The sequence below is a fragment of the Ruegeria sp. CK2 genome, assembly GCF_056536585.1.
Genome location: NZ_JBQFPW010000004.1, coordinates 1 through 17274 on the forward strand (window position 1 = coordinate 1; position 17274 = coordinate 17274).

At 57.0% G+C, this 17274-nt stretch carries 15 protein-coding genes; 10 read left to right on the forward strand and 5 right to left on the reverse strand.

Annotated features, from left to right (window positions below):
• Window positions 1-282: 282 nt before the first annotated feature.
• Window positions 283-1044, forward strand: a complete 762-nt coding sequence (locus tag ACR0BU_RS07665) for an NAD kinase (RefSeq protein WP_480736681.1) — start codon at window positions 283-285, stop codon at window positions 1042-1044.
• Between the two features lie 267 nt (window positions 1045-1311).
• On the opposite strand, the gene ACR0BU_RS07670 is transcribed toward ACR0BU_RS07665, so the two are convergent.
• The 4 genes from ACR0BU_RS07670 to ACR0BU_RS07685 all read right to left on the reverse strand — a co-directional run bounded on the left by ACR0BU_RS07670 (window position 1312) and on the right by ACR0BU_RS07685 (window position 7667).
• On the reverse strand, window positions 1312-2745 hold the full coding sequence (locus ACR0BU_RS07670) for an amidase family protein (protein WP_480736683.1): 1434 nt from the start codon (window positions 2743-2745) through the stop codon (window positions 1312-1314).
• A gap of 93 nt (window positions 2746-2838) precedes the next feature.
• Window positions 2839-4728: a propionate-CoA ligase PrpE gene (gene prpE, locus ACR0BU_RS07675; protein ID WP_480736684.1), complete on the reverse strand. Its 1890-nt coding sequence runs from the start codon at window positions 4726-4728 to the stop codon at window positions 2839-2841.
• A gap of 232 nt (window positions 4729-4960) precedes the next feature.
• Window positions 4961-5350: a GFA family protein gene (locus tag ACR0BU_RS07680; protein ID WP_298936791.1), complete on the reverse strand. Its 390-nt coding sequence runs from the start codon at window positions 5348-5350 to the stop codon at window positions 4961-4963.
• A 43-nt stretch (window positions 5351-5393) separates the two neighbouring features.
• A complete protein-coding gene (locus ACR0BU_RS07685) occupies window positions 5394-7667 on the reverse strand; it encodes an NADP-dependent malic enzyme (RefSeq protein ID WP_480736685.1) in 2274 nt (757 codons plus the stop codon).
• 143 nt (window positions 7668-7810) lie between these two features.
• Here ACR0BU_RS07685 and ACR0BU_RS07690 point away from each other — a divergent pair, with 143 nt between their 5' ends.
• The 6 genes from ACR0BU_RS07690 (at window position 7811) to upp (ending at window position 13508) form a co-directional block, all read left to right on the forward strand.
• Window positions 7811-8896 (forward strand): cupin domain-containing protein, encoded by a 1086-nt coding sequence (locus tag ACR0BU_RS07690; protein ID WP_480736687.1) that lies wholly within the window; start codon window positions 7811-7813, stop codon window positions 8894-8896.
• Between the two features lie 87 nt (window positions 8897-8983).
• A complete protein-coding gene (locus tag ACR0BU_RS07695) occupies window positions 8984-9376 on the forward strand; it encodes a cytidine deaminase (RefSeq protein WP_299076599.1) in 393 nt (130 codons plus the stop codon).
• 4 nt (window positions 9377-9380) lie between these two features.
• Window positions 9381-10688 (forward strand): thymidine phosphorylase, encoded by a 1308-nt coding sequence (locus tag ACR0BU_RS07700; protein ID WP_480736689.1) that lies wholly within the window; start codon window positions 9381-9383, stop codon window positions 10686-10688.
• On the forward strand, window positions 10685-11896 hold the full coding sequence (locus ACR0BU_RS07705; protein ID WP_480736690.1) for a phosphopentomutase: 1212 nt from the start codon (window positions 10685-10687) through the stop codon (window positions 11894-11896). The genes ACR0BU_RS07700 and ACR0BU_RS07705 overlap by 4 nt, the downstream gene beginning before the upstream one ends.
• Window positions 11893-12879, forward strand: coding sequence for an adenosine deaminase (locus tag ACR0BU_RS07710; protein WP_480736692.1), 987 nt, complete (start codon window positions 11893-11895; stop codon window positions 12877-12879). Before ACR0BU_RS07705 ends, ACR0BU_RS07710 begins: the two co-directional genes overlap by 4 nt.
• On the forward strand, window positions 12876-13508 hold the full coding sequence (gene upp / locus ACR0BU_RS07715; protein WP_299076587.1) for a uracil phosphoribosyltransferase: 633 nt from the start codon (window positions 12876-12878) through the stop codon (window positions 13506-13508). The genes ACR0BU_RS07710 and upp overlap by 4 nt, the downstream gene beginning before the upstream one ends.
• A gap of 6 nt (window positions 13509-13514) precedes the next feature.
• Here the strand turns inward: upp and ACR0BU_RS07720 are convergent, their stop codons facing one another.
• Window positions 13515-14528 carry a hypothetical protein gene (locus tag ACR0BU_RS07720; RefSeq protein WP_480736694.1) on the reverse strand — a complete coding sequence of 338 codons (1014 nt, stop codon included), beginning with the start codon at window positions 14526-14528 and terminating at the stop codon, window positions 13515-13517.
• Window positions 14529-14682: 154 nt separating this feature from the next.
• Here ACR0BU_RS07720 and ACR0BU_RS07725 point away from each other — a divergent pair, with 154 nt between their 5' ends.
• The 3 genes from ACR0BU_RS07725 to ACR0BU_RS07735 all read left to right on the forward strand — a co-directional run bounded on the left by ACR0BU_RS07725 (window position 14683) and on the right by ACR0BU_RS07735 (window position 17223).
• Window positions 14683-15618 carry a DMT family transporter gene (locus tag ACR0BU_RS07725; RefSeq protein ID WP_299076581.1) on the forward strand — a complete coding sequence of 312 codons (936 nt, stop codon included), beginning with the start codon at window positions 14683-14685 and terminating at the stop codon, window positions 15616-15618.
• On the forward strand, window positions 15615-16271 hold the full coding sequence (locus tag ACR0BU_RS07730; RefSeq protein WP_480736696.1) for a sulfotransferase family 2 domain-containing protein: 657 nt from the start codon (window positions 15615-15617) through the stop codon (window positions 16269-16271). Before ACR0BU_RS07725 ends, ACR0BU_RS07730 begins: the two co-directional genes overlap by 4 nt.
• 241 nt (window positions 16272-16512) lie before the next feature.
• A complete protein-coding gene (locus tag ACR0BU_RS07735; protein ID WP_480736698.1) occupies window positions 16513-17223 on the forward strand; it encodes a Hint domain-containing protein in 711 nt (236 codons plus the stop codon).
• The last annotated feature ends 51 nt before the right edge of the window (window positions 17224-17274 follow it).

Sequence of the window (17274 nt, forward strand, 5' to 3'; positions counted from 1 at the left end):
TTCGATCTCATCACGCTGGCGACCCAGCTCGGACGTGATCGAGCCATAAAGCTCAGGGTCACGATCAGATAGGGACTGGGTGAAAAAACCGGTATCACGAAGATTGGCGTTCATTTGCGCTCCACATGGCTGGATGAAAATCTTGAAGATTTCCTATCGGAAACTCCGCGGGTGCAAAAGGCTTAAAACGACGATTTGGTCAACTGCGGCGTCAAGTCTGGCCTATCGGGGAAAGGTATGTTTGTTTCGGAACCAAATGTGCAGCACCGGAAACCGGAACAGATGAAAAAGAGAATCGCATTTCTTGCCAGCGATGCCAAAGTGGCACAAACGGCACGTGACGATCTGGTGGACAAATACGGAAACGCCGCCCCGCGGGATGCCGATGCCGTGGTCGCCCTTGGCGGGGACGGGTTCATGCTGCACACGTTGCACAATATGCAACATCTGGACACGCCGGTTTACGGCATGAACCGCGGAACCATCGGGTTTTTGATGAACGAGTTTCACGAAGCTGATCTGATGGACCGGCTTGCCGCGGCCGAAGAAGAGGTCATCAACCCGCTGGCCATGAATGCAATGGACCAGTCTGGCAAGCTTCACAAAGCCCTTGCGATCAACGAAGTATCGCTGCTGCGCGCGGGACCACAGGCTGCACGCCTGAAAATCAGTGTCGATGACAGGGAACGCATGGCCGAGCTTGTTTGTGATGGGGCTTTGTTGTCCACGCCTGCGGGATCGACCGCGTATAACTACTCAGCCCATGGCCCAATCCTGCCGATCGGTTCAGATGTTCTGGCGCTGACCGCGATTGCCGCGTTTAGACCTCGGCGTTGGCGGGGTGCGCTACTGCCCAAGATCGCCAATGTGCGTTTCGATGTATTGGACGCGGACAAACGGCCCGTGATCGTCGCCGCCGATTCCGTTTCCTTTCCCGATATCGATTGGGTCGAGATTCGCTCGGAACCTGCGATATCCCACCGGATTCTATTTGACCCAGGACATGGGCTTGAAGAACGGTTGATATCCGAGCAATTCACATAAAACGCCGGATCTACGCGATTTTTGACACGTTATGTGACCCAGTTCACAGGCGGTCGGTTCACCGTCGGCTAACCTGATCTTGCTCGGAGAACACGTCACGGTGGAAGTGAGTGGCCACCAAACGGCGTTTTCGAACAGTTGCGCAAATTTCGCGCTGGCGAGGGTGGGTGGTGCTACGCTCGTCATCAAAAATCCGAGCATATTTTAGTATGCGGACCCCGGGCAAAATAACCCGGGGTCTATTTTGTTTAGGGTGCGGATTTTGCCTCAGCCTCTCATTTTGTCCCAGAGTGGAATGCACATCTGTCCGACCCGAGCTTCGATCGCGGCGGCGGCATCTACGGCCAGATCTTCGCGCCAGCGCCGTGCAGCAATCTGAACGTTGATAGGTTGCGGTCCCTGTGGCAGTTCCGCCAACCGGGCAGGAACACATGCTGCAGGCAGCCCTAAGAAATTCATCGCATAAGAATAGACGGCGCAGCCCAAAACTTCGTGTACGCCTTCTACCCCTTCGGTGTCACGGTCGGGTTTGAAAAATGGCTGTGGCAGGAAGGGCGACAGGACAAGGGGATAGTCTTGAAGAAACAGTGACCACTCTCTGGCGTAGTGGCTGCGCTTGGCCAACATTTGCACCAGTTCGGTTTCCACGATCGGCGGGAACTCTTGAAAATAGACGTCAAAAATATCCCGAATTGTCTGCGAGCCCGCCGCTTCGATATCTGATTTCATCAGGGTCAGAACTTCACCCATCAGCGTCCGATACCCGATCCGACCGCATTCAAACACGTCTGGCGGATCAATTTCGTCGACGACATAGCCTGCATCGACCAAAGCCTCGTGGGCGGTGTCCAAGGCTTTCTCGACCTCGGGATGAAGCGCGTAACCAAAGGTGTTTTTGGTAAACGCCACTTTGATGGGGGCTTCTACAGGGGCACCGCGCCAGGCGATTGGCACGTGGAATGGATCACGCGGATCAGGTGCGATCAGGCTGGGCATCGACAGATGCAAGTCCGCGGCAGACCGGGTGATCAGGCCCTGAACCGACATGGATTGCGCCAGCAGACCTCTTTCGGCTTGCTGGCTGGGGTTCCATGCAGGGACGCGACCGAGGCCGGGTTTGACTGTCACCGCCCCGGTCGCCGCGGCTGGAAAGCGCAGGCTGCCACCAATGTCATTGCCATGAGCCAGCGCGCCGACGCCAGCCATCACGGCAGCGGCCGCACCTCCGGAAGATCCGCCGGGTGAAATATGCGCGCCCCAGGGGTTATGTGTTCGTCCATACAGTGGGTTGTCTGTATCCGCGCGAAACGAGAATTCTGGTGTGTTTGTTCGCCCGATCACAACGGCGCCAGCCTCTTCCAGATTGGACACAACCGGCGCGTCATCTGGCGCGATGACATCTTTCAGAGCGACCACGCCATTGGTGGTGGCATGTCCTTTCTGATCGACATTTACCTTGATCGTGACGGGCACCCCGTGCAGCGGACCGGTTGGCTCGCCTTTTGCCCGAGATTGATCAAGTGCACGGGCCCGGTGCAAGGCTTCAGCGCTCAGGTCTTCGACAATCGCGTTTAAGGCTGGATTCACGTCTGCCATGCGGTCAAGCGAGGCTTGCACCGCGTCTTGGGCGCTCAGATCACCGCTACGCGTTAAACTGGTCAAGTCAGTGGCGCTGAGCCGCCAGATGTCGCTTTGTGTCATGAACCCTCTCTGTCTTAGAACGACAGTAGGGGGCCTGTTTTGAGTTGCAAGCGAAAGCCGGAGAATTGAGGGCGGCTTTGGGCCGCCCTCATGTTATTGTGCGTAGCCGATGGTTTGCAGTGCCGACTTGATCTCATCCAGAATGACGGGATCGTCGATCGTGGCCGGCATCTTGTAGTCCTGACCGTCCGCAATCGACACCATTGTCCCACGCAGGATTTTGCCTGACCGGGTCTTGGGCAAACGGTCCACAACCACAGCCAGTTTGAAGGCAGCAACCGGGCCGATTTTCTCGCGCACCATCTTGACGACTTCCTGAGAAACTTCGCCGTGATCACGTCCGGCCCCAGCGTTCAGGCACAGGAAACCAACGGGCATTTGCCCTTTCAGCTGGTCCGAGACGCCAATGACCGCGCATTCGGCGACATCCGGATGTGCGGCCAAAACCTCTTCCATGCCACCAGTGGACAGACGGTGGCCAGCAACGTTGATGACATCATCGGTGCGCGCCATGATGTAGAGGTAACCATCCTCATCAATCATTCCCGCATCGCCGGTTTCATAGTATCCGGGGAAATGCTGAAGGTAGGATTTTTTGAACCGCTCCTCAGCATTCCACAGTGTCGGCAGCGTCCCCGGAGGCAGCGGAAGCTTTACTGCAATGGCACCCAGTTCGCCGGGTTTCATCGGGTGTCCACCTTCGTCCAGAATCTGAACATCATATCCGGGCATCGGTTTCGCAGGTGAGCCCAGCTTCACGGGCAGTTCTTCGATGCCCAGCGGGTTGCCTGCGATGGTCCAACCGGTTTCGGTTTGCCACCAATGATCGATCACCGGAACTTTCAGTGCCTTTTGCGCCCATTCGATCGTGTCGGGGTCTGCCCTTTCACCTGCCAGAAACAAGGCCCGTAGGCTTGAAAGGTCATATGTCTCAAGCAATTCACCCCTTGGGTCCTCGCGTTTGACAGCGCGGATCGCGGTGGGTGCGGTGAAGAAACTGCGCACTTTGTGTTCTGATATCACGCGCCAGAAGGTGCCTGCGTCGGGTGTGCCGACTGGCTTGCCCTCGAACACGATAGTTGTGTTGCCGTGGATGAGCGGCGCGTAGCAGATGTAGGAATGCCCGACCACCCAGCCAACGTCTGAAGCTGCCCAGAACACATCGCCCGGATCGACATCATAGATGTTCTTCATCGACCAGTTCAGCGCCACAAGGTGGCCAGCGGTTGGCCGAACGACTCCTTTGGGGGCTCCGGTTGTGCCAGAGGTATAGAGGATATAGGCCGGATCATTACCCGCCACAGGCACACATTCTGCAGGTTCGACGCCATATTGAAACCCGTGCCAATTGTAGTCGCGACCCTCGATAAGCTGGGCAACCTCTTGTTCGCGCTGGAAGACGACGCAAAAGTCGGGCTTGTGGTCCGCCATATCGATGGCACCGTCCAGCAAAGGCTTGTAGTGGACGACACGGCCTGGCTCCATCCCGCAGGATGCCGCGATGATCGCTTTGGGTTTGGCATCGTCAATGCGGACCGCCAACTCGTTGCTGGCAAAGCCGCCAAACACAACCGAATGAACCGCGCCCAACCGGGCACATGCCAACATCGCCTCAAGCGCTTCGGGGATCATCGGCATATAAATGATGATGCGGTCACCTTTTTTGATACCTTTGGCCCGCAATGCGCCAGCGAGTGTAGCAACGCGGTTGCGCAGCTCGACATAGGAAATTTCGCGTTTTGTGTGCGTGATCGGACTGTCGTAGATAATGGCGGCCTGTTCGCCACGCCCGTTTGCCACGTGTCGGTCCACGGCGTTCCAGCAGGTATTGACCTGCGCGTCGTTGTACCATTCATACAGCGGCGCATTGTCATCAAACAAAGCTTTGCTAGGGGCTTTGACCCAATCGATCCCTTTTGCGGCGTCCATCCAGAACGCCTCGGGGTTGGTTTGCCAGCTCTCATAAACGTCCTGATATGCCATCTCGTCCTCCTCCCAAAGCCTTGCGCATGTTGTTATGCATCCCTGCTGCTTCGAACAAGCGGCGCGATTGACGGCGCGTCAGTTTATCGCAAAATCTTTGCAGGGGACCTTGGATTTTCCTGCAAATTTTTGCAAACCCCTTTTTGTGCTGCAGCTTGGGTGCGCCGCTGCGAAGGTTTTGCAAATCTGCAAACTTAGTCGTGCAAAATCCCGCCGCAGCCGAAGAATCGACTCAGCCTGCGCTTTTGGCATAGCGTGGCAGACTGTCCTGAATACTTAACCACCTTAGATGATCCGCATGAAACACATGGAACCGAGGTGGCAGAGTATCCGGATCTTCAAGCGTCGCGGTGTAGAGGTGGATGTTCTCGGTGTCTTGGGCGTTGCGATACGCCATTTGAGTGCCACAGACCCCGCAGAAAAGTCGCTCCACAGCGTCAGATGACCGGTAGATTTTTGGTGCCTCCCCATGCCAATCAACGGAATCGTGCGGCAGCCCAAAAAACGCTGTGACAGGCGACGCGCAATTGCGGCGACAATCGGCGCAATGACAATAACAGCTCCAAGCGACCTGACCTTCGCTTTCCCAGCGCACCGCTTTGCAATGACAATGCCCTTTCATGCTGACCTCCCTGAATGGCGGCCAGCCAATAGGGCCGCCTGATCTAACCGTAATGCGCGACTGGCGTTCCGGCAATGGCAGCCATATTCAGCAATCCGCGCGCCGTGATCGCCGGGGTAACGATATGGGCCTTGTTGCCCATGCCCATCAGGATGGGGCCCACCTCGATTCCATCAGCTTTCATCTTCAGGATGTTGCGCACCCCACTGGCCGCGTCAGCATGGGCAAAGATCAGCACATTGGCGGCCCCCTCCAGACGCGATGCCGGGAAGATGCGGGCCCGCAGATCGGGATCAAGGGCCGCATCCAGGTTCATCTCACCCTCATAGACAAAGTCCCGAGGTTCCTGGTCCAGAATGTCCAGCGCGGCACGAAGACGCTTACCGGACCCTTCTTCCTGATTTCCGAATTGAGATTGCGAACAGAACGCGATCTTTGGTTCGATCCCAAACCGGCGGACATGGCGCGCCGCGCCGATCGTGGATTCAGCCAGTTCCTCGGGTGTCGGAAGTTGACGCACATGCGTGTCGGCAATGAACAACGGGCCATCTTCAAGGATCATCAAAGACAGCGCACCGTGTGGGCGTAAATCGCCATCGTCCAGCACCTGTTCGACATAGTTCAAATGCCACCGAAACTCACCAAAGGTTCCGCAGATCATGCTGTCCGCCTCCCCACGATGAACCATGATCGCGCCAATGGCCGTTGTGTTCGTGCGCATGATTGCCTTGGCCAGATCCGGCGTCACGCCTTGGCGCTGCATGATCTGATGATAAGAACTCCAGTAGTCATAATACCGTGGGTCATTTTCCGGGTTCACGATCTGGCAATCCTTGCCGGGACGAATGGTCAGACCCAGTTTTTCGCAGCGCGCTTCAATCACGTCCGGCCGCCCGATCAGGATCGGCGTTTCGGTGGTTTCTTCCAGAATGGCTTGGGCGGCGCGCAGGACGCGTTCATCCTCGCCTTCGGCAAAAACGATCCGGCGAGACGCAACGGCAGCGGCCTCGAAGACCGGGCGCATTAGCAGGGCAGATTTGAATACGGATTGGTTCAGCTTTTCCTTGTAGGCTTCCATATTCTCAATCGGCCGCTTCGCCACGCCGCTGTCCATTGCAGCCTTGGCGACGGACGAAGAAACAACGCCCACCAATCGCGGATCAAACGGCTTAGGAATCAGGTAATCTGGCCCGAAGGTCAGCTGTTCCCCCTTGTAGGCGGCTGCGGCTTCGGCGCTGGTTGTAGCGCGGGCCATGTCGGCAATACCATCAACGCAGGCGATCTGCATTTCATCGTTAATCTCGGTCGCGCCGACATCCAATGCGCCTCGGAAGATAAACGGGAAACACAATACGTTATTGACTTGATTGGGAAAATCGCTGCGCCCTGTGGCGATGATCGCATTTGGTGCAACCTCTCGCGCAGCTTGCGGCAGGATTTCAGGCGTTGGGTTGGCCAGTGCAAAGATGATCGGACGATCGGTCATTTTCTCGACCATCTCGGGCTTCAAAACGTTCGGTCCGCTGAGGCCCAGGAATAGGTCGGCGCCACCTATGACGTCGTCCAGGGTTCGCAAATCCGACTTCTGCGCAAACTGATCTTTGTGGGGGTTCATGTCCTCGGCACGGCCCTCATAGACCAGACCATGAATGTCGCACAGCCAGATGTTTTCCCGCTTGACGCCCAATTTGACCAACATGCTCAGGCAGGCAATGCCCGCTGCACCGCCGCCGGTTGAAACGACTTTGATGTCTTCAAACGACTTTCCAGCTACGTGCAGCGCATTTTTGGCGGCCGCGCCCACGACAATAGCTGTGCCATGCTGATCGTCATGGAAGACGGGAATGTTCATCCGCTCACGGCACAGCTTTTCGACAATGAAGCAATCCGGAGCCTTGATGTCTTCAAGGTTGATCGCCCCGAAAGTAGGCTCCAACGCGCACACGATATCAGCCAGTTTTTCGGGGTCAGGCTGATCGACTTCGATATCGAAACAGTCGATCCCGGCGAATTTCTTGAACAGAACGGCCTTGCCTTCCATGACGGGCTTCGAGGCGAGTGCTCCGATATTGCCCAAGCCCAATACAGCTGTCCCGTTTGATACCACTGCGACCAGGTTCCCACGTGACGTATAAAGCTCGGCATTGGCTGCATCTGCTTTGATTTCCAAACTTGCCTCGGCCACGCCCGGCGAGTAGGCGCGCGCCAAATCACGGCCATTCGCCATCGGTTTGGTGGCCTTGATTTCAAGCTTCCCGGGCTTTGGATGGGCGTGATAGTCTAGCGCGGCTTGTCGCAGGCTGGGTGTATCTGACATGGCGGGACTTCCTGTTGGATATTTAGTTTAACGTTAAACTATTGATGACCCAAGGGAAACAGGGAATTGAAACGACCCGCAGGCACGCTGCTGCTTGCAAAACCAAAGGCTCGCATTCACTGTCCCGCCTGAAGGAGAGCATCATGAGCGACACCATAGCTGAATTCCGCATTCCCACCAGAGAATTGCGTGATGACATCCCGTTTTACACCAAGGTGTTAGGGATGCGGATGGACATGATCTATCCTGCTGACGATCCCAGTGTTGCTGTGTTTTCCGGACACGGTCTGCGGCTGCGAATTGAAAAAGACGCGCCCGAGGCGCCGGGAACCTTGCGCATCCTGACGGAAGATCCCGGCAGTTTCCTGGATGGTCAGCGCAGTGTGGTGGCGCCAAACGGGACCCGAATCGAGATTGAAGAGCGCTATCCCCCTTTGGAGATGCCTGAAACCGTCCATTCCTTTGTGGTCCGCAGGTTGAAGGATCAGGCGCCATGGATCATCGGGCGGGCGGGAATGCACTACCGCGATCTGGTGCCCGACCGGCTTGGGGGGTCCATCATTGCCAGCCATATCCGCATCCCCGATGGCGGACCGGTGCCGGACATGGTGCATTTTCATAAGGTCGGGTTTCAACTGATCTTTTGCATCCACGGCTGGGTGGACGTGGTTTACGAGGATCAGGGCGACAAAATGCGACTGACGGCTGGGGATTGCTTTATCCAGCCTCCTGAAATCCGCCATCGGGTACTTGAGGCGTCAGACAATGTTCAGGTGATCGAGATTGGTGTTCCTGCCGAACACGTAACCGAGATCGATCATGATATGGATCTGCCTACCCCACATGTCCGACCAAATCGGGAATGGCGCGGTCAGCGATTTGTCTACAATCAAGCCAAGGACGCCGATTGGCGGGCGTTCCGCCTGCCGGGCTATATCTGTCGCGACACGACGATTGCTGAAAACACAAAGGGTGTCGCTGGTGTGGTGGTGGTGCGCCGGGGGCAGGGTGATCCAGTCTGGGCCAGCCACGATACCGATATTCATTTTACATTTGTCATGAACGGCGAAGTCACGCTGGAGGGTGAAGGCCGGGATTCCTACCGGTTGGAGCAGGGGGATGCATTCGTCATTCCGCCCGGTATGCGGACGCGACTGGCGGATCCATCGCAAGACGTTGAACTGTTAGAGGTCACTCTGCCAGGCGTTTTTGGTACGAAACTGGGGTGAATGATCGTGCAGGGGTCTTCAACTCCCCCTGTGCTTTCCTTTAAGGTATGTGTTTCTGACCAGATGATCAAAAATTGGGGAATCGCTATGTCGCTCAAAGACGCTGCCTTGTCCGTCCGGGAAAAAGCTTATGCGCCTTATTCGAACTTCAAGGTTGGTGCGGCGATCCGAGCCACGTCGGGTCAGGTTTTCTCGGGCTGCAATGTTGAAAACGTGGCTTACCCTGAAGGCACTTGTGCCGAGGCTGGCGCGATTGCTGCGATGGTTGCTGCCGGTGAACAGGAACTGGCCGAAGTGTATGTGGTCGCCTCCAGCCCTCAGCCAGTTCCGCCATGCGGCGGGTGCCGCCAGAAACTGGCGGAGTTTGGAAAGCGTGACGTGAAAGTGACGTTAGCAACCATTGATGGATTAGAGCTGGAAACAACAATCGGGCAACTTCTGCCCGGTGCATTTGATGCGTCGCATATGGAGGGTACGTGAGCCTATGGACGCCCGCTCGATCATTGCAAAGCTGCGGCAATCCGAAGTGCCCACGCGTGAAGAACTGATCTGGTTCGCACAAGGTTTGGCCGATGGCGGTGTCAGCGACGCGCAGGCCGGTGCTTTTGCGATGGCTGTTTGCATGGGCGGTTTGGGCGCGCAGGGCAGGGCTGATCTGACTGTCGCCATGCGTGACAGTGGTGAGGTACTAATCTGGGACGTAGACGGCCCGGTCATCGATAAGCATTCAACCGGCGGCGTCGGGGATTGTGTCAGTCTGGTTTTGGCGCCAGCTTTGGCAGAATGCGGTGCCTATGTTCCGATGATTTCAGGCCGGGGGCTGGGCCACACCGGTGGCACGCTTGACAAGCTTGAGGCCATACCCGGCGTCAGTACTCAAATCAGTCAAGACCGTTTGGCGCAAGTACTACGTGACACGGGCGCTGCCATCGTTGGCGCAACGGGTCAGATCGCCCCGGCGGACAAGCGGCTATATGCTGTTCGGGATGTGACAGCGACGGTCGAAAGCTTGGACCTTATCACGGCCTCGATCCTGTCAAAGAAACTTGCCGTCAGCCCGGATGCTCTGGTGCTTGACGTCAAAGTCGGCAGCGGCGCGTTCATGAAAACCATTGAAGATGCACAAAAATTGGCACGGGCACTCACCGAAACTGCGAACACTGCGGGATGTCGAACCTCGGCTGTCATTACCGATATGAACCAGCCCTTGGCGCCTGCATTGGGCAATGCGTTGGAAGTGGCCGAGGTGATGAAGACACTTACGGGTGCGACGAAGTCCCCATTAGCAGAGATTTCGGCCGAACTGGGCGGTGTGCTGCTATCTGACGCGGGGATGTGTGACACGGTGGATTTAGGTCGCACGAAAATCGCCGAGATCATCGCTGATGGGCGCGCCGCAGATCGGTTCGGTCGGATGATGGCCGCCGTTGGTGGCCCGGTGCAGTTTGTCGATACATGGGCGCGTTTCCTGCCCGAGGCAAACGTGATCCAAGAAGTGCCCGCACCCAGCGATGGATATGTCACCGCCATAGATGGCGAGGCGCTGGGCCTTGCTGTTGTGGCGCTGGGCGGTGGGCGTCAGGTGGAGAGTGATCAGATTGACCCGGCCGTTGGTGTGTCGCAAATTCTTCGGTTGGGGGATCGGGTTGCCAAGGGCGAACCGCTTGCATGCGTGCATGCGGCACGCGAGGACGCCGCGCAGCGCGCAGCGGCAACCATTTCTGCAGCAATGACGATTCACGACAAACCCATCGCGGCGCCGAACCCTGTGCACGAAAGGATCACCGCATGACCCGTGCATTTCTGGTGGTGATGGATTCCGTCGGTATCGGCGGCGCGCCGGACGCAGACCAGTTCTTCAATGGAGAAACCCCAGATGCCGGGGCCAATACGTTGGCGCATATTGCGCAGGCCTGCGCTGAAGGACGGGCTGAGGAGGGGCGATCAGGTCCCTTGCACCTGCCAAATCTGGATGTGTTGGGTTTAGGGGCCGCCACGCGGCTCGCGTCAGGGGATGCAACGCCGGGCATGGATGCCGACCCGACGGGCTTGTGGGGCTGTGCGCGTGAACATTCGCCCGGAAAAGACACCCCGTCAGGGCACTGGGAGCTGGCCGGGGTTCCCGTTCCGTGGGACTGGCATTACTTTCCCGACACAAAACCGACCTTTCCAACCGATCTCCGCCGGGCCGCAGCCGAAGCTGCCGGCACCGATGGCATCCTCGGTGATTGTCATGCCTCCGGCACAGCAATAATCGCCGAGCTGGGGGCCGAGCACATGCGCTCGGGCTGGCCAATCTGCTATACCTCTGCCGACAGCGTCTTTCAGATCGCGGCGCATGAGGAGAGCTTTGGCCTCGATCGGTTGCTGGACATGTGCCAGACGCTTGCGCCGCGCCTGCATGACATGAAAGTGGGCCGCGTGATTGCCCGCCCGTTTGTAGGATCGCCTGAGACAGGCTTTACCCGCACCACCAACCGCAAGGATTTTGCAATCCTACCGCCCGCACCGGTCTTGACCAACTGGGCGCAGGATGTGGGGCGTCGGGTTCACGCGGTCGGAAAGATCGGGGACATCTTCTCGATGCAGGGGATTGATACGCTGCATAAGGGATCGGATGCTGAGCTGATGCAGCATTTGTCCAACCTCGTGGACGAGGCAGAAGACGGGAGCCTGACGTTCGCCAACTTTGTCGAGTTTGACAGCCTCTATGGCCACCGCCGTGACATCAGCGGCTATGCTCGTGCGCTGGAGTGGTTTGACCGGGAACTTGGTATGATCCTGCAAAAACTGCGTCCGGGTGACCTGTTGCTGCTGACGGCTGACCATGGCAATGATCCCAGCTGGATCGGCACTGACCATACGCGTGAACAGGTTCCGGTTTTGATTGCTGGTTGCGGGGCAGGCCAGATCGGACAGGTTGAATTCGCTGATATCGCCAGCAGCATCGCCCATCATCTGAACATTCCGGTGCAAGGGCCGGGAAGGACTTTTCTATGACCGTCGCTAACCTACCCAAAATCGAACTGCATCTGCATCACGAAGGGGCCGCCCCTCCGGCTTTCATCCGTCAGCTGGCGCATGAAAAGCGTATTGATCTGAGTGGCATATTCAATCCGGACGGGTCATATGACTTCCGTGATTTCGCGCATTTCCTCAGCGTTTACGAAGCCGCCTGTGAAGTCCTAAAAACACCCGAAGACTTTCGCCGTCTGACATTGGCCATTCTGGAAGAAAGCGCCGCGAACGGCGTGGTTTATTCTGAAACCTTTCTTAGCCCTGATTTCTGCGGTGGTGGGGATCTACATGCCTGGCAAGACTATCTGAACGCCATTCAGGACGCAGCTGACGAGGCTGAGGATAAGTTTGGCATTACTCTGCGTGGCGTTGTCACCTGTGTCCGCCACTTCGGTTCTGAACAGGCCAAGCGCAGCGCCTATTGTGCCGCTGAAACTGCCGGCAACTGGATCACCGGATTCGGCATGGGCGGCAACGAATCCATTGGTGCCCAAGGTGATTTCAAATGGGCCTTTGAATGCGCGCGCGAGGCGGGTTTGCAACTGACCACACATGCAGGTGAATTTGGTGGCCCGGAAAGTGTTCGCGATGCCGTCCGCGACCTGAATGTCGAACGGATCGGTCATGGTGTGCGGGCTATTGAAGACCCTGACCTTATCCACGAACTGGCCGACCGGGGTATCACGCTGGAAGTATGCCCGGGTTCTAATGTGGTTTTGGGTCTGTTTCCAAATATCGAGGCCCATCCGATTGCGCGGCTGCGTGATGCCGGGGTCAACGTCACCGTCTCAACCGATGACCCGCCGTTTTTTCACACGACCATGCGGCGCGAATATGAGATGTTGAATGCAGCCTTCGGCTGGGAGGCGGAGGATTTTGCCGCTTTGAATGAAACCGCCCTGAACGCGGCCTTTTGCGATGAAGACACGCGTGCGCGGGTCAAGAAAAGACTGGAGATAACATGAGCGAACATCTGACCGTCGTTGATCACCCGCTGGTGCAGCACAAACTGACGCTCATGCGGGACAAAGGCACTTCGACCGCCGTGTTCCGGCAGTTGCTTCGCGAGATCACCTTGTTGCTGGCCTATGAGGTCACGCGTGAGCTGAAATTGACCACCCGCCACATCGAAACCCCGATGGAGGAGATGGATGCCCCCATTCTGGCGGGCAAAAAACTGGCGCTGGTGTCGATCCTGCGGGCCGGGAACGGGATGTTGGACGGGGTGCTGGAACTGATTCCATCAGCACGCGTCGGGTTTGTCGGGCTGTACCGCGATGAAGAGACGCTGAAGCCGGTCCAGTACTATTTCAAAGCGCCCGAGGGGCTTAAGGATCGGCTGGTAATCGCGGTTGATCCGATGCTGGCCACCGGCAATAGTTCGGCCGCAGCCATTGATCTGCTGAAAGAGGCCGGTGCCACCGATATTCGCTTTCTCTGCCTGCTGGCCGCTCCAGAAGGCGTTGCACGCATGAAAGAGGCGCATCCGGATGTGCATATCGTGACGGCCGCGCTTGACCGCCAGCTCAATTCCAAAGGCTACATCATGCCGGGTTTGGGCGACGCGGGCGATCGAATGTTTGGCACTAAGTAATCCAGCCTATTCGCCGCAGATATTTTGTAGCTGGACCCAGTCACGGTCCGGCAGCACCTGCTCCAGCGCGCGTCCAGCCATCGGGTCGGCCTCGATCAGGCCGAGCACCGTTTCGCCGGTGATGTCGCGCGCATAAGCGTATGGGGTTGAAGGAAGTGCCGCCTGTGCAAAGACGGCCAACAGGTCCTCTTCGCCGACAGTGGGACGGGGCTGTGACAGAACCTGTTCGGTGTACGTGTCCACAATACTCGGCGTCAGACGGCCAGTTGTCAGCAAACGGAAGGCTGTTGATGGCCCGGTCCGGTCCAGCAAGTCTTCCAGCGGATCCTGGTTTTCGGACCGTGCGCGTTCTGCGATGACATAGCCCGCGGCAACAGCGGGGTCTTCGTGATCCTCGACCAGCGAACGGCTTAGCAAAACAGTACCGCCAGGCAGGCTCAGGCTGTCCCTTACTCCGGCGGGCAGGATAACGATCTGGCGTACTCCAGTACGCCGGGCCAGCCGATCCAGTGAGGCTTGGGCGTCCTGTGAGGCGCATGCCTGACCTGAAACCCGCTCAATCCGATGTAGGATTGTATCGCCGATCTCCTGCCGTTTGACCTCAGGTACGACCGAGACCACATGGCGTTGCAAAGCGGCTGGTAACCACAACAGCAACACAGCAAGCACCGCAACAACAACCCCGCCGACACTTAGCCATCGCAAACGCCCCGGATGCGGGCGGGACCGGTCGATTGCGCGCTGGAGGCGGTCAATCGCCTCAAGCATCGTTGTCTCGGCCTCGGCCAGTTCCAGCGTTTCATCCGGATCTCCGTCAGGGTTGAAGATCGCAGGAAAATCCCCGGGGTTCTGCCGTTCGAGCGCGGCCAATGACCAATGCGTCAGTGCCTTGTCATTGAAATCGGAAATTGTAAGCGTGGCTTTACCAATCGACACAACAACCTCACGCCGCTGCTCATCGGGCGAGGGGCGCCACAGACCGGTGGCTTCGATCCGCTGGTACTGTTTCAGGGCCGTCATCGGGGTGAGGTCTGCTCGTTATTGTTTTGCGACAGCTTAGCATGGTGAAATCACATGGCGCAAACCTGTTGCGTCACCTTTCGGAATTGTGCTGGATACGTCAACGCGCAGAGGTTCGGGGTCGCCGACCTTTGAAACTGGGTAAAGGCGCAGAATGCAGTCAGATAAAACAACGTCACCGATACTCGCGTCGGTTCTTATGGTCAGCGCTATGGCGATCATCGGGGTGATCGATAACGTCGTGATCTTGCTGGCCGATACTATCGGGCTGTGGCAATTCCACCTGAGCCGGGCTTTGTTGATGTTGCCACTTATCGCAGGTCTGTCGCTTTTTGGGTTGGGTGGATTGAGGCCAAAGCGTTTGGGCCCGGTCATTTTGCGAAGTGTGCTGATCACGATGGCCATGTTGTTCTATTTTGCGTCGCTGGCGATGATGCCAATTGCGCAAGCTTTGGCGGGGTTATTTACGTCGCCGATTTTTGTGCTGCTGATCTCATCCTTGGGGCTGAAACAAACCATTGGACCTTGGCGCATAATGGCCGTTCTAATCGGCTTTACCGGCATTTTGTGTGTGCTGCAGCCGAACCCGGGCGAATTCGATGCCAAGACGCTTCTACCAGTTGTCGGAGGGTTGTTTTACGCGCTCAGTTCGATTGTCACCCGTAGCCACTGTTCGGATGAAAGTACCGTCGCACTGTTGGCCAGTATGATCATTACGCTGGGCCTTGCAGGTGCGATCGGAGTTGCAGTTTTGTCGGTGTTCCCCATCGCTTCACCGGAGGGGCCGGATGGGTTTGTTTTCCGGGGTTGGGTCTGGGACATGCGACCGGCCGTATCGTGGATCCTGATACAAGCCTGTGGATCGACCGTCGCCGTTTTCATGCTGATCAAGTCTTATCAGATAGGCGAGCCATCTTATGTGGCCGTTTTTGAGTACTCGGTAATGATCTTCGGCCCACTTTTTGCATGGGTCGCGCTAGGCCAGACCATCGGAACCATGCAGATCGCCGGTATCGCGTTGATCGCAACCGCCGGCGCGCTGCTGGGGTGGCGGGCAGGGCGCGCGCCCGCGGGGCAGGCGGCGACGTGATCATCTCGACCAGTCAACGCTATGTCTTTGTTCATATCCCTAAAACGGGGGGGACCTCGCTGATGCAGGCGCTGGAACAAGGGGTGAGCGAGGATGACATTCTATTTGGCGACACCCCCGTTGCAATAACGCGCCGTGCGCGGGCCAAAACGTTAGACGCTCGTGGGCGTTTATGGAAACACTCGACGCTGGCGGATATCGATGGGGTATTGCCTGAAGGTGAGTTGCAGAACTTGTTTGCCTTTACCATGGTACGCAACCCATGGGATCGGATCGCCAGCTATTACCATTGGCTACGGGTGCAGAAGTTTAACCATGCGGCGGTGGCCCTGGCGAAAACAACAGATTTTGAAAGCTTTGTATTAAATCCCGCAATGCTGCGCTCGTTTCAACAGCATTCTGCCGGATCCTACATGACAATGGCGGACGGGCGCGAGCACTGTCAGGCGTACATCCGGCTTGAGCATTTCGAACAAGACGCCGACCCGATGTTCAGGCACTTGGGCTACAAGGTGGATTTGTCGCATCTGAACCGCTCGACCAGACAGCAGGATTATCGCCAATACTACAAAACACAATCTGCCGAAGCGGTGGCGCGGGCCTGTTCAGAAGATATTCAGAGATTCGGATATCAGTTTGATACGGGGCGTTAACGATAGTTTCCAAACGCGCATAAAACGGCGTTAACTTCGCAGCTCTGTCCAAAGAATAGCGGTCAAACGAGCCCATGATGGCTCAATTTGGGCGCAAATATGTCGAAAATAAGTCGGACCTTCATTTTCGTGCTAGCACATATGGACAAGTTAATTGTGCCATAAGGGGGTGCGGCACGTGTTAGAAGTAGTGAGTGTTTCAGGTTTTTTAGATCAAACCGGTGATGTTGATCAGGCCTTTTTGAGTGAATCGGTAAACGCGCGTCGGAGCGGGCTGGTAGATGGCACTAAAGTCGCCACAACCCGTGGATGGAAACTGGTAGAACAACTTGTGGCCGGAGATCTGGTGCGCACGTTGGACAATGGCTTCAAAGAAGTGCGCCGGATTTCTACGAATACAGTAACCATACCCGCCGGTGAAAATCGTGTTGAGTATTTGCCGGTGTTTGTCCCTGTGAGGTCGGCCTACAATGGGCGACCGGTCTGGCTGATGCCCGAGCAGGGGATGGCCCTGAATCTCGGCAAGGTCGATCCCGAAATCAGTGGGTTTTCCATTGTTCCGGCCAGATTGCTCAGCGGCGCAGGCCAGCTGACGTCACAAGCGCCTGGCGCGACGTTTGAGGTCAGTTCGTTGTTCTTCGATGCGGATGAGATTGTCTTTGTCGAAGGTGGCCTGCAGGCATATTGCCCATCAGGACGTTTTACCATGCGAAACACGCCCGGGAATTCGGGCTATGATGTTGTTGAAGACGATGAAGCCATCGTGCTCGTAAATTCGATTGCAAAGAGTGGCGATATGTCGGCCCTCGCAAACCCATTGGGTGCATTGCCAGCGCCCATCCCGCAGGAAACGGTTTTACCGGTTCGTCCACCCAGTGGAATTCGCCGACCGGGTCGTCCGGGCCGGCCAGATGTGCCGGCCTTGTTTCTGCGGTCTGAATGGCAGACCTAACCAAACATTGAAAACGATGCAGGCGCGTGATTTCACGCGCCTGCATCACCG